This window comes from Kitasatospora sp. NPDC057595 (assembly GCF_042800875.1).
Lineage (GTDB): Bacteria > Actinomycetota > Actinomycetes > Streptomycetales > Streptomycetaceae > Kitasatospora.
Genome location: NZ_JBHVGL010000014.1, coordinates 35,466 through 48,003, shown reverse-complemented (window position 1 = coordinate 48,003; position 12,538 = coordinate 35,466). Strand labels below are relative to the sequence as shown.

The following is a 12,538-nucleotide window of genomic DNA, read 5'->3' as shown; positions in this document are numbered from 1 at the left end:
TGGTTACCAGAAGTCGGGCAGGCTGTAGCGGTAGGTATTGGTCTGGTGCCAGTAGTGGTTGCCGTCGACCCACGCGGCGACCCCGCGCAGGAAGCGCACCACCACCGGGACGGGGGTGGCGGCGGCCAGCGCCGCGGCCTCCGCCTCGAAGGCGTGCATCAGCTCGTTGTGCACCTCGACGGCCTTCAGGTAGCCGTCGCGGTCGCCGACGGCCTCGCGCTCGGAGATCACCACCGGCAGGTTGAGGTGCCGGCCCGGGCTCGCCAGCTCCTTGGTGTACGAGTACAGGTCGTTGACGATGGTGGTGGCGTTGGAGGCGAGCGCGATGACCCGCTGCATGGCCGGGCGGGCGTGCAGGTCGGCGGGCAGCTCGTAGCCGCCGACGGTGTCCGTGATGGTCGGACAGGGGCGGAAGTTGTTGAACTGCCGCATCGACAGGTACTCCCAAACCTCCGGGACGTGGCCCTCCTGGTCCCAGGCGGCCTCGGCGAGGTAGCCGAGGTGCAGCCGCGCCATGTCGTGCCGGAACCGGTCCGCCTGGGAGGCGGTGGCCGCGCCGGTGAAGTGCTCCATCGCCGAGCGGTACGCCCGCCGGGGCGCGTCCGAGAGCAGCGACTCCTGCCAACCGCCCTGGTACTCCGCGGTGGTGTGCACCGGGTCGAGGGCGGTGTGGGCGAGCAGCAGCCGGCTGCCGAGGCCGACCGGCGAGCCGCCGAGGTCCTCGCAGTAGCAGTCGTCGACGGCGTTCTCGGCCACCATCAGCCGGGTGGCGAGCATGACGTGGTCGACGCTCGGGGCGTCCGGGTGGCAGGCGACCATGTACCGGCTCACCGAGAAGCCGTCGAACTGGTCCTCCCAGTCCGGCGGGTAGAGCTCGATCTCCTCGGCCCACAGCTTGATCCGGCGGTTCACCTCCGCCACCCGCTCGGCGTCCGGCTCGGCCACGGGGTGGAAGTACAGGCCGGGGACCGGGTCGCCGGACTTCGGCTTGCCGGACGGCACTTCCGCCACCGCCCCGGCCGGCGCCTCCGCGACCTGACGCCGCGTCAGGTTCAGTCCGGCGGTGCCGATCCCGCTCGGCCCGCGGAGCAGCTGCTCCAGGACCGTCCCGCTCATGACCGCACCGCCGCGCGCCGGAACGGGTGCGGTTGCCGCTGCGACGCCGGCGGTGTCTCGTAGCTCGTGGCCACGGGCATGGGAGAACCTTCCTCTGTGAAGGGGGACGGGCCATGACGGGTCGTCGGCCGTCGCCTCCGCCCCGGGAAGAGGGGATCTCCGCGCTGCTGCGGCGGTCCCGTCTCGCTTGGGCCCAACCGTAGGCGGGGCGGAACGATCTGGGCCGCTTCCCATGATCCTGTGCACTCGAAAGGGTGAACGTTCACATCAGTCGCGTTTGAAATGGCGCATCCGATGATCGGTTCGGACCGCCACCAATGGCAAAGCGGCCCCGCCGGGTTGGCGGGGCCGCTTTACAAGGATCGTTCCGGTACCGACGGAGCGCCGGTCCGGCTCCGCGCCGTGTCACCGCCGCGCGTGCTCCGGCAGCAGCGAGGAGGCGGCCGCGCCGGCGGCCAGCCAGCCGACGGCGAGCAGCCAGCCGGCCAGCACGTCCAGCGGCCAGTGCACCCCGAGGTAGATCCGGGTCAGGCCGATCGCCCCCGCGAACAGCACCGCGCCGACGACGGCCGGGCGGGTGGCGGCGGGGCGGACGCGGGCGACGGCGAGCGCGAGCAGGCCGGCGCAGAGGGCGGAGGTGAAGGCGTGCCCGGAGGGGAAGGCGAAGCCGGAGGCGCTGAACGCCCAGTCCGTCTCCGGCGGCCGGGGCCGGCCGAAGGCGTGCATCAGGCCCTGGCGCAGCAGTTGCCCCAGGGCCAGCCACAGCACCGGCAGGAGCAGCGCCCGGGCCACCGCCCAACGGGACCGGGGCGATCCGGCGCCGCGCCGGGCGATCAGGACGCCCGCGGCCAGCGCCAGCAGGTAGGGGAACAGGTCGGTGCCGAGGGAGGTGACGGCCATCGCCACGGCGCGGGCGAGCGGCGGCCGGTGGGCGGTGCCCCAGTCGACGGCGGACCGCTCGAAGGCGAACGGTGCCCAGCCGTGGGCGGCGACCACCACCGCGAGCACCGCGAAGGCCGCCCAGGTGGCGGCGAGCACGGCCGGCCACCGTCGCCCCGTCATGCGGTCGCCCATCGGCTCAGCCCTCCTGCCCGTGCCCGGGCCACCGGTCCGCGGCTCCGCGCGGCCAGGGTAGCGGGCGAGGTGGCGGGCGGAGCAGCGAGCCGGGGTCCGGACGACCGAGCCGGCCCGCGACCGCCCTCGTGCTCACCGGTGCCCGGCCCGGCGGCGGGAGCGCAGCAGCTCCAGCAGCAGGGGCAGCAGGGAGAGCACCACGACGACCGCGACGATCGGCAGCAGGTAGCGGTCGACGTTCGGCACCGAGGAGCCCAGGGCGTAGCCGGCGAGGACGAGGCCGAACGTCCAGACCAGGCCGCCGACCACCTGCCACAGGGTGAAGGTGCGCACGTTCACGCCGAGCGCGCCGGCCAGCGGGTTGAGCACGGTGCGCACCACCGGGACGAAACGCGCGAGGACGACGGCCTTGGCGTGCCCGTAGCGGGTGAGGAGTTCCTCGGCCCGCATCGCGCCCTCGTGCAGCCGCTTGTTGCGGGAGCGCGCGAGCAGGGCGCGCCCGCCGCGCCGGCCGATGACGTAGCCCGTCTGGGCCCCGGCGAGGGCGCCGACGGCGGAGGCGGCCAGGACCTGGGCGAGGTTGAGGTGGGGGCCGCTGTGGGTGCCGGTGGTGCACAGCAGGCCCGCGGTGAACAGCAGGGAGTCGCCGGGCAGGAAGAAGCCGACCAGCAGCCCGGTCTCGGCGAACAGGACGACGGCGATGCCCAGCGCGCCGAACGCGCCGAGCAGCGATCCGGCGTCCAGGGGGTTGACGGCCAGCAGGGCGGCCGAGGGCGACGGCATGGTCGGGACCTCTCCGTGAGCGGGAGCGCTACGGTCCGGGCCCGGTACCCGGACGACAGCGCCAGCATGGCGGGCCGATGCTGAAGATCCGCTGAAGACGGCACGGCCCCCGCCCCCGACCGGCCCGGACACCTGCCACCCTGGGGACATGCGCGTACTCGTGGTGGAGGACGAACGACGGCTGGCCCAGGCACTGCGGCTCGGGCTGACCGCCGAGGGTTTCACCGTCGACCTCGCCCACGACGGCCTCACCGGCCTCGCCCGGGCCACCGAGCACGCCTACGACGTGATCGTGCTGGACATCATGCTGCCCGGCCTCAACGGCTACCGGGTGTGCTCACGGCTGCGGGCCGCCGGCAGCGACGCCGGCATCCTGATGCTGACCGCCAAGGACGGCGAGTGGGACGAGGCCGAGGCCCTCGACACGGGCGCCGACGACTACCTGTCCAAACCGTTCTCCTTCGTCGTCCTGGTCGCCCGCCTCAGGGCCCTCGCCCGCCGCATCGGCACCCGCGCCCCCCGGCGCACCGTGCTCGGGGACCTCGTCGTCGACTCCGCCGCCCGCACCTGCACCCGCGCCGGCACCGGCATCGCGCTGACCCCGCGCGAGTTCGCCGTGCTCGACCACCTGGCCCGCCGGGCCGGCGAGGCCGTCTCCAAACGCGAGATCCTCGAACAGGTCTGGGACAGCGGGCCGGACAGCGACCCCAACACCGTCGAGGTGCACATCAGCGCGCTGCGCCGCAAGATCGACACCCCGTTCGGCCGCGCCGCCGTGCAGACCGTGCGCGGCGCCGGCTACCGGCTGGCGGCCGACGGTGGCTGATCCGACGCACCCCGCCCGCCGACGCGGCGCGGCGCGCGGAGCCGGCGCCCTGCTGCACCGGCTCGCCCGGCACCCCCGGGCCGCCGCGCTGCTCGACCGGCTCGCGCCGCGCTCCGTGCGCACCCGCACCACCCTCGCGGCCTGCGCGAGCGTCGCCGTCGTCCTGTTCGTCGCCTCCGCCGCCGTGCTCCTGCTGCTGCGCGCCAACCTCGAACGCACCGTCGAGACGGGCGCCCGCGAGCAGGCCCAGGCCGTCGCCCGCCTCGCCTCCGGCGGCCACCTGCCGGCCCAGCTCGCCCTGGACCACGGCACCGACTTCATCCAGGTCACCGACCACGCCGGCACCGTGGTCGCCGCCAGCCAGAACCTCGCCGGCCATCCGCCGCTGACCGACGCCGGGGCCGGCCGCGGCACCTTCGACCTCGGCTTCCTCGGCGACGAGCACCACCAGCGCGTCACCACCCTCACCGCCGACACCCCCACCGGCCCCGTCACCGTCCGGGTCGGCGCCTCGCTGCGCACCGTCGACACCGCCGAGGACCTCACCACCGCGGCCCTCGCCGGCCTCGGCGCCGTCCTGCTGCCGACCGTCGGCGTGCTCACCTGGCGGGCCACCGGCCGGGCGCTGCGCCCGGTCGAGGCGATCCGGGCCGAGGTCGCCGCGATCGGTGACCGCGACCTCGACCGGCGCGTCCCGGTCCCGGGCAGCGAGGACGAGATCGCCGGTCTGGCCCGCACCATGAACGCCATGCTCGACCGGCTCGAAGCCGCCGGCACCCGCCAGCGCCGCTTCATCGCCGACGCCTCCCACGAGCTGCGCAGCCCGCTCACCGTGCTGCGCACCCAGCTGGAGGTCGCCCTCGCCCACCCCGACCCGCAGGTGCGGCAGGAGCTGGTCGCCGGGGCCCTCCAGGACACCGAACGCCTCCAGGCCCTCGCCGCCGACCTGCTGCTCCTCGCCCGGCTCGACACCACCGGCCAGGAGCGCCCCGGCGAGGCGGTGGACCTCGCCGAACTCGTCCGCGCGAGCGTCGCCCCGGGCGGACCGCAGGCCCGTCCGGTCACCGTCCACGTCTCCGTCGACGCCTCCGGGCCCGTCACCGTCGACGGCAACCCGCTGTGGCTCGGCCGGCTGCTGACCAATCTGCTCGACAACGCCCGGCGGCACGCCCGCGGCCGGGTCACCGTGCGACTGTCCACCGACACCGCCACCGGCGACGCCGTCCTCGACGTCACCAACGACGGCCCCGGCATCGACCCCGCCGACCGGGAGCGGATCTTCGAACGCTTCACCCGGCTCGACGACGCCCGCAGCCGCGACGACGGCGGCACCGGCCTCGGCCTGCCCATCGCCCGGGACATCGCCGCCCTCCACGGCGGGACGCTCACCGTCGAGGACGGACCCGACGGCGTCACCTTCCGCGCCCGGCTGCCGCGCACCCGGGCCCGCTGAGCCCGGTGGCCGGCCACCGGGCTCGGGGGATGCCGGCCGGCTCAGGCGTTGAGGTAGGCGAGGACCGCCAGCACGCGCCGGTTGCTGTCGCTGTCCGGGGCCAGCATGAGCTTGGCGAAGATGTTCGAGATGTGCTTGGCCGCCGCCCCCTCGGTGATGAAGAGCCGCTGGGCGATCGCGGTGTTGGAGCAGCCCTCGGCCATCAGCTCCAGGACGGCGCGTTCCCGCGCCGTGAGCGAGCCGAGCGGTTCGTCGCGGGCGTGGCTCACCATCAGTTGGGAGATCACCGCCGGATCCATGGCGGTGCCGCCGGCGGCCACCCGGCGGACCGCGTCGATGAACTGCTCGTTGTCGAAGACGCTGTCCTTGAGCAGGTAGCCGATGCCGCCGGTGCCGTCGGCGAGCAGCTCCCCGGCGTACATCTGCTCGACGTGCTGGGAGAGCACCAGGATCGGCAGTCCGGGGATCTCGCGCCTGGCCCGCAGGGCGGCCTGGAGTCCCTCGGTGGTGAAGGTCGGCGGCAGCCGGACGTCGACGATCAGGATGTCGGGCCGGTGCCGGGCGGCGGCTTCGAGCAGGTCGGGGCCGTTGTCGACGGCCGCCACGGTCTCGAAGCCGTACGCGTCCAGCAGCTGGATCAGCCCCTGCCTGAGGAGGAAGAGGTCTTCGGCGAGGACAACACGCACGGTATCTCCATGGTGATCGCGGTCGGGCCGCCCGGCGGGCTGGCGACGTCGAGGGTGCCGTCGAAGGTGGCCAGCCGGCGGCGGATGCCGTGCAAGCCGGTTCCCCCGGCGGCGTCGGCACCGCCGCGGCCGTCGTCGGCGACCCGGGCGTGCAGCACGGCGCCGTCGTGCCAGGCACGCACCTGGACGTGCTCGGCGCCGGAGTGCTTCAGGGCGTTGGTCAGCAGCTCGGACACCGCGAAGTACAGGGCGGATTCGAGCGGTGGCGGCACCCGGCCCGGGAGGCTCACCACCACCTCGGTCCGGAGCGGACTGGCCAGGCCGAGGGCGCGCAGCGCGTCGGCCAGGCCGCGTTCGGCGAGCACCGGGGGGTGGATGCCGCGCACCAGGTCGCGCAGCTCGCGCAGGGCGGCGACGGACGAGGCCCGGGCGTCGCGCAGCAGTCTGCGGGCCTCCTCCGACTCGCCGCCGAGGTGGCGTTCGAGCGCCCCGAGGGTCAGGCCGAGGCCGACCAGCCTGGCCTGGGCGCCGTCGTGCAGGTCGCGTTCGATCCGGCGCAGTTCGGCGGCGGCCGTCTCCACCGCGCCGGACCGGGTCTCGGCCAGGTGCCGGACCCGCAGGGCGAGCCGGGAGCGTTCGGTGGGGCCGAGCAGCAGACGGGTGAAGTGCGCGTGCACGACGAGGAAGAGCCGGCCGTACCGGACCCAGACGGCGAAGAGCGCCACGGCCGCCAGCGCCGCCAGGAGAGCGGTGGGCCGGTTCTGGACCGGGATGAAGAGGTACGCGCGCGGGCTGCCCTGCGCCCGCAGGACCGGCCGCCACAGGCCGAGGGCCAGCGCGAGCCCTTCGAGCACGTAGTAGAGCACCGCGGCGGGCAGGAATCCGATCATGCCGACGACCGAGTTGAGCAGCAGCCAGAGCAGGTCCCGCCAGCTGGCCGGGTCGGTCAGGATCCACTTGCAGCGGCGGATCCAGCCCACGATGTCCTTCTCGAACTCCGGGGGCTCCGGCCGGTAGGGAACGTCGACCAGGACCCCCACCCGGGCGGCCGCACGCCGGTTGGCGTTGCACAGCCGGCGGACCCACCCGGTCAGGATCGGCAGCGCCGCCGCGCCGATCCCAATGACGAGGAGGATCACGAAGTAGCCGGTGACCACGAACAGGCAGACGGAGAGCATGGCGCCCAGGGCGATCAGCACGCCGGCCACCAGGTCTTCCCCGGCCCCGCGCAGTCGGGCGGGGAACGCCTGCAGGCCCTTGCGGTGAGCGATTGACACCTGAGCGATCGTCCCTCCCTGACGGCGGTGACGGCGGCGGTCCCGCGAGCCCGACCCCTTCATACGTACGTACGTCCAAATCGTTCCGGCTGGTCAGGCTAGCGGGTTTCCCCGACGGGCGCCACGGCATAGAACGCGGTCGCGCGGCGGTCAGCGGGCCGTTTCGACCGGCGCGGTCCGCATGCCCCGCCAGGAGGGGAGCAGGGTCGCGCCGAGCACCAGGACGAGCGCGCCGAAGACGATCGCGAGGTAGATGCCGATCGAGCCCCGCGGCAGCACCGAGCCGGCCTTCACCAGGCTGTACGGGACGATCGTGGCCGCCGAGGCGGCGGTGCCCAGGACGGTCGCGACGACGGCGATCAGCGCGCCCTCGACGTTCAGCATGCCCAGCACCTGGGCCCTGGTGGCACCCGTCAGACGCTGGAGACCGAACTCGCCCCGGCGCCCGCGCGTCACCACGACCAGGCTGTTGATCACGGTGATCGCCGCATAGCCGACGATCATGGCGACGACGGTGTAGTTCGAGGAGGCCAGGATCTGCTCGATCCGGTGGTCGGCACCGGTCAGCGCGGAGCGGTCGGCGACCGCGGTGCCGGGCAGCCCGGCCGCCACACCGTCCAGCGCGGACCGGATCCGGGCGGGGTCGGCGCCGGACTCCGCCCGGACCAGGATCTCGGTCGGCAGCCCGGCGGTGGTGTGCGCGGCCAGCACGTCGGCGGGCAGCAGCAGGTACCGCTCCTGCGGGCCACCGGCGTAGGTGGCCACCACCCTCGGGTCGGCGGCGTCGCCGTCACCGAAGTGGATCCGCAGGGTGTCCCCGACGCGGACGCCGAAGTCCTCCGCCCGCTGCTCCGACAGGGCCACCGTGTTGCCGCGCAGGTCGCCGATCGACCCGTCCAGCACCTCGGGCGCGACGGTCTGCCGCGCGCCGTCGGCCGAGACCCCGCGCAGGTCCACGGTGCCGCCGCCGGCGGAGTCCACGAAGCCGGTGGAGCCGACCAGTTCGGAGGCGCCGGCCACCCCCGGGAGGGCGCGGACCGAATCGACCACGCCCGGTGCGAAGCCGCCGGTCGAGGAGGTGAGCACGTGGTCGGCCGGGACGCCGCCCACGCGGCTCGCGGCGGAGACGTCGTCCTCGGTGGCCTGCATGTACAGGGTGCCGGTGGCGATGCCGATCAGCAGCACGATCGGGGCCACGGCGCCCGCCGTCCGGACGTGGTGGACGGCGGCGTTGCGTTGCGCCAGGTACCCGGACAGCCCGCAGAGCGCACGGACCGGCCGGCCGAGCACCGCCACGGCCGCCCTGGTGATCCCCGGGGCGAGCAGCGCCAGGCCGATCGCGCACAGGACCGAGGCCGGCCCGGCGGTGCTCGCCAGGGTCGGACCGTCGGCCATCACGGTGGCCGTGACGACCGCCAGCAGCACGCCGCCGAGCAGGAGGAACACCGCCGACAGCAGGCGGGTCCGGGTGAGCCGCCCGGTCGGCACTGCGCTCTCGGCCAGCGCCGCGACCGGCTCGGTCCGCGCGGCCCCGCGGCCCGCGAACAGCGCCGCGCCGAGGGCGGCCGCGATCGCCGCGCAGGCGCCGGCCGCGGTCGGCAGGGGGCCCTGGTGGAAGACGACCTCCTCGGACACCACACCGTTGGCGGCCAGCTGCCCGAACAGCAGCCTGCCGACGACGGAGCCGAGCGCGACCGCCGGCGCGGCGGCGAGCACCGCCAGCACGGCGGTCTCCCCGAGGACCATCCGGCGCACCTGCCGGGAGGTGGCGCCGATCGCCCGCAGCAGAGCCGTCTCGCGCGCCCGCTGCCGCAGCGAGAGCCCGAGCGTGGAGGCCACGCCGAACATGACGATCAGGACCGCCCAGCTCCCGAAGATCGCCGCCAGGACGGTCACGGTCGGCCCGCCGGCGAGTGCCCCCGGCAGATCGGCCAGACCGCGCCGCTCACCGGTGAGCACCACCGCCGCGCCGCCGACCGCCGACCGCACGGCCCGCCGCAGTTCCGCGACGTCGGCGCCGGGCGCGGGCAGGACCCCGATGGCGTCGAACCGCCCGTCGGATCCGGCCAGTTGCCGCGCCTGGTCGTCGGAGAGGAACAGGGTCGGCCCGAGCGCGCGGCCGGTGTCCGGGCGGGCGGTGCCGGAGACCGTGAACGTCCGGGTGACGCCGTGCACGGTGAGCTGGAGGGCGGAGCCGACCGTGACACCCGCGTCGGCCGCGAGCCCGGTGTCGAGGACCACCTGGCCGCTGCCCGGGGCCGAGCCCCGGGTCAGCGTGTAGGGGGTCAGCGCGGCGCCGCTCCAGGTGTGGCCGACGGAGCCGGCGTCGACCGCCCTGCCGTCCACCACCACGGTCGCGGGGAAGGACAGGTCGGGGATCACGGCGCCGACGCCGGGAACCGCCCGGACCGCGTCGAGCACCCCCGGACCGGTCCGGTTGCGCTCGGTCAGCGCGGCGGAGCCGTGGGTCTGCTGACCGGTCACCACGATCGGCACCCCGGCCAGGCGCTGCGGCGCGACCGCCATCCGCAGGCCGGTCTCCAACAGGCCGCCGCAGGCCATCACGATCGCGGAGCCGAGGAACATCGCCACGAAGGTGGCGGCGAACCCGGCCTTGCGGAACCTCAGGGTGCGCAGAGCCGGCAGCAGCATCAGCGGCCACCCTCCGAGTGGGCGGCGGCGGAGGCCGGGACCGTCGCGTCGTTCCAGGCGCCGAGCCTGGTCATCCGCGCCGCGACGGCTTCGGCGGTCGGCCGGTGCAGCTCGCCGGCGAAGCGGCCGTCGGCGAGGAAGACCACCCGGTCGGCGTAGGAGGCGGCCACCGGGTCGTGGGTGACCATCACCAGCGTCTGCCCGCCGGCGTCCACCGTCTCCCGCAGCAGGCCGAGCACGGCCGCGGCGGTGCGGGTGTCCAGCGCGCCGGTCGGTTCGTCGGCGAAGACCACGGCCGGCCGGGTCACCAGCGCCCGGGCGATCGCCACCCGCTGCTGCTGCCCCCCGGAGAGCTGCCCGGGCAGGTGGTCCAGCCGGTCGGCGAGCCCGACCCGGTCGACCACGGCCAGGACCTGGCTCCGGTTCGGACGCCGGCCGGCCAACTGCGACGGCAGCACGATGTTCTGCCGCACCGTGAGCGCCGGAAGCAGGTTGTACGACTGGAAGACGAAGCCGATCCGGTCGCGGCGCAGCCTGGTCAGCCCCACCTCGTCCAGGTCCGCGAGGTCGGTGTCACCGATCAGCACAGTGCCCCGGGTCGGCTTCACCAGACCCGCGGAGCAGTGCAGGAAGGTGCTCTTTCCCGACCCCGAGGGCCCCATCACGGCCGTGAAGCTGCCGGCGGCGAAGTCCAGGCTCAGCCGCTTGAGCACGGCCACCTCGTTGTCGCCCCTGCCGTAGACCTTCTCGACGGCCACCAGACGGACGGCCGCCGTCCCCTGCCCGATCCCTTGCGTCAGCACTCGAACTCCCACCACCGGGTCCACCGCGCGCCTCACGCGCGCTGCTGACCACGCTAGGAACGGGGGCGCTCCGGCACAGTGACGCTGTGTGGCGGATCCGGAGTAGAGGTTTCTCCACCACCGGGCCGCCGGACCGGGCCGCCGAACCGGGCGGGCGCGGCGCGGCGCGGCCGGTTCAGCGGTGCTCGGGGTTCTCGAAGTCGAAGCGGCAGCCGGCGTCCCACTCCGAGCGCTGGTTGCCGTACGCGGGGATGCCGCCGGCGTCCCTGAGCATCCGGGCCAGGTGGAGCAGGTTCCAGGTCATGAACGTGGCGTTGCGGTTGGTGAAGTCGTTCTCCGGCCCGCCCGACCCCGGGTCCAGGTACGACGGCCCCGGCCCGGCCTCCCCCACCCACCCCGCGTCCGCCTGCGGCGGGACGGTGTAGCCGAGGTGCTGGAGGCTGTAGAGCACGTTCATCGCGCAGTGCTTGGCGCCGTCCTCGTTGCCGGTGATCAGACAGCCGCCGACCCGGCCGTAGTAGGCGTACTGGCCGCGCTCGTTGAGGATCGACGAGCAGGCGTACAGCCGCTCGACGACCTTCTTCATCACCGAGGAGTTGTCCCCCAGCCAGACCGGCCCGGCCAGCACCAGGATGTCGGCGGCCATCACCCGGCTGTAGAGGACGGGCCACTCGTCCGTCTCCCAGCCGTGCTCGGTCATGTCCGGCCAGACGCCGGTGGCGATGTCCTGGTCCACCGCGCGGACCACGTCGACCGCGACGCCCTGGCGCTCCAGGATGCCGGTGCTGACGTCGATCAGGCCCTGCGTGTGGCTCCGCTCGGGCGAGCGCTTGAGCGTGCAGTTGATCACCAGGGCGCTCAGGTCGCCGTACTCGGCGGGCGGGGAGGACATGGTCGTCAGCCTTTCGGGTCTCCGTCAGGGGATGCCACCAGTCCACCCCGGCCGGTACCCGGCCGCCCGCCGGACTCCGCCGACCGGAGGCTCCTCACCCCTCCCCGTCCCGCTCCTCCACCGGCGACAGCACGGGTGTGACCAGCATCCGCCCCGCCAGCGCGGTGCTCGCGGTGACCGCCGCGAGCGTGGCGTCGTACATCGGGCGGATGTTGCGCTGGTGCCAGAGCGTCTGGACGGCCGCCCAGGCGGCTTCGCCGGCCCGCTCCACCGAGAAGCCGGAGACGATGTGCTCCAGCGGCTGCGCCGCCTCCGGCGCCACCCGGCCGATCCGCGCCCCGAACTCCGCCCGCACCTGCGCCTCCACCCGCGCGAACAGCTCGCCGACCGCGAGGTAGTCGGCGTGCACCGGCGGCGTGTCGGGCGTGGTGCGGCACTCGATGCACGTCGCGACGACGGCGGGCGCCAGGTCGTGGTTGACGTGCGCGTACATCCCCGCGAACGCGAACTGGACCGGCCACACCTTCCGGCTCCCCCGGGCCTCGAACAGCGGCTGCCACGCCGGGTTCACCGGCCGCCCGGCCGCGGCGGCGTCCACCGCGTCGAAGTAGAGGTTGGCGAGGACCACGGCCAGCCGCTCGGCGAACGCCCGGTCCGCGAACCGCCCGGCGGCGAACCCCTGCCCGACCAGCTCCATCACCGCCAGGTACGCCCGGTTGAAGCAGGCCACCCCGTCCCGGGGGTCCAGCCCCGCCCCGATCCCCCGCATCCGGGCGACGACGTCCTCGGTGCTCCGGGCGGCCCTCGCGACCGACTGGGTCATGGCGTCCCCTTCCGTTGGCGTTCTCCGGCTGCCACCTATACACACCGCCACCCGCCCGCCCCACCGAACCGGCGCACACCCCGCCGCCCATCACCCGAACCGGCGATCCACCCGGCGCCGGGAGACTCGTCCCCTCCGTACACGACTCCCGGG

At 74.7% G+C, this 12,538-nt stretch carries 11 protein-coding genes; 2 read left to right on the top strand and 9 right to left on the bottom strand.

Annotated elements, in window-relative coordinates:
- Window positions 1-3 precede the first annotated feature (3 nt).
- From ACFU9E_RS21450 to ACFU9E_RS21440, 3 genes are all read right to left on the bottom strand, one after another.
- Entirely contained in the window at window positions 4-1,350 is a 1,347-nt protein-coding gene (locus ACFU9E_RS21450; RefSeq protein WP_380687550.1) for a family 2 encapsulin nanocompartment cargo protein terpene cyclase, read from the bottom strand.
- Window positions 1,351-1,521: 171 nt separating this feature from the next.
- A complete protein-coding gene (locus ACFU9E_RS21445; RefSeq protein WP_380680599.1) occupies window positions 1,522-2,190 on the bottom strand; it encodes a phosphatase PAP2 family protein in 669 nt (222 codons plus the stop codon).
- A 132-nt stretch (window positions 2,191-2,322) separates the two neighbouring features.
- Window positions 2,323-2,973: a DedA family protein gene (locus ACFU9E_RS21440; RefSeq protein ID WP_380680602.1), complete on the bottom strand. Its 651-nt coding sequence runs from the start codon at window positions 2,971-2,973 to the stop codon at window positions 2,323-2,325.
- Window positions 2,974-3,121: 148 nt separating this feature from the next.
- Between ACFU9E_RS21440 and ACFU9E_RS21435 the strand changes: the two genes are divergently transcribed.
- A complete protein-coding gene (locus ACFU9E_RS21435) occupies window positions 3,122-3,799 on the top strand; it encodes a response regulator transcription factor (protein ID WP_380680605.1) in 678 nt (225 codons plus the stop codon).
- Complete coding sequence (locus ACFU9E_RS21430) at window positions 3,792-5,252, top strand: sensor histidine kinase (RefSeq protein ID WP_380680608.1); 1,461 nt, start codon at window positions 3,792-3,794, stop codon at window positions 5,250-5,252. Before ACFU9E_RS21435 ends, ACFU9E_RS21430 begins: the two co-directional genes overlap by 8 nt.
- A 41-nt stretch (window positions 5,253-5,293) precedes the next feature.
- Here the strand turns inward: ACFU9E_RS21430 and ACFU9E_RS21425 are convergent, their stop codons facing one another.
- The 6 genes from ACFU9E_RS21425 to ACFU9E_RS21400 all read right to left on the bottom strand — a co-directional run bounded on the left by ACFU9E_RS21425 (window position 5,294) and on the right by ACFU9E_RS21400 (window position 12,385).
- Window positions 5,294-5,938: a response regulator gene (locus ACFU9E_RS21425; RefSeq protein WP_380680611.1), complete on the bottom strand. Its 645-nt coding sequence runs from the start codon at window positions 5,936-5,938 to the stop codon at window positions 5,294-5,296.
- Window positions 5,890-7,116, bottom strand: a complete 1,227-nt coding sequence (locus tag ACFU9E_RS21420) for a sensor domain-containing protein (protein WP_380680665.1) — start codon at window positions 7,114-7,116, stop codon at window positions 5,890-5,892. The genes ACFU9E_RS21425 and ACFU9E_RS21420 overlap by 49 nt, the downstream gene beginning before the upstream one ends.
- A 249-nt stretch (window positions 7,117-7,365) precedes the next feature.
- Window positions 7,366-9,867 carry an ABC transporter permease gene (locus ACFU9E_RS21415; RefSeq protein ID WP_380680614.1) on the bottom strand — a complete coding sequence of 834 codons (2,502 nt, stop codon included), beginning with the start codon at window positions 9,865-9,867 and terminating at the stop codon, window positions 7,366-7,368.
- Window positions 9,867-10,670: an ABC transporter ATP-binding protein gene (locus tag ACFU9E_RS21410; protein ID WP_380680617.1), complete on the bottom strand. Its 804-nt coding sequence runs from the start codon at window positions 10,668-10,670 to the stop codon at window positions 9,867-9,869. The genes ACFU9E_RS21415 and ACFU9E_RS21410 overlap by 1 nt, the downstream gene beginning before the upstream one ends.
- Window positions 10,671-10,845: 175 nt before the next feature.
- Entirely contained in the window at window positions 10,846-11,562 is a 717-nt protein-coding gene (locus ACFU9E_RS21405; RefSeq protein WP_380680620.1) for a flavodoxin family protein, read from the bottom strand.
- 94 nt (window positions 11,563-11,656) lie between these two features.
- Window positions 11,657-12,385, bottom strand: a complete 729-nt coding sequence (locus ACFU9E_RS21400; protein ID WP_380680623.1) for a DUF5995 family protein — start codon at window positions 12,383-12,385, stop codon at window positions 11,657-11,659.
- Window positions 12,386-12,538: the final 153 nt, after the last annotated feature.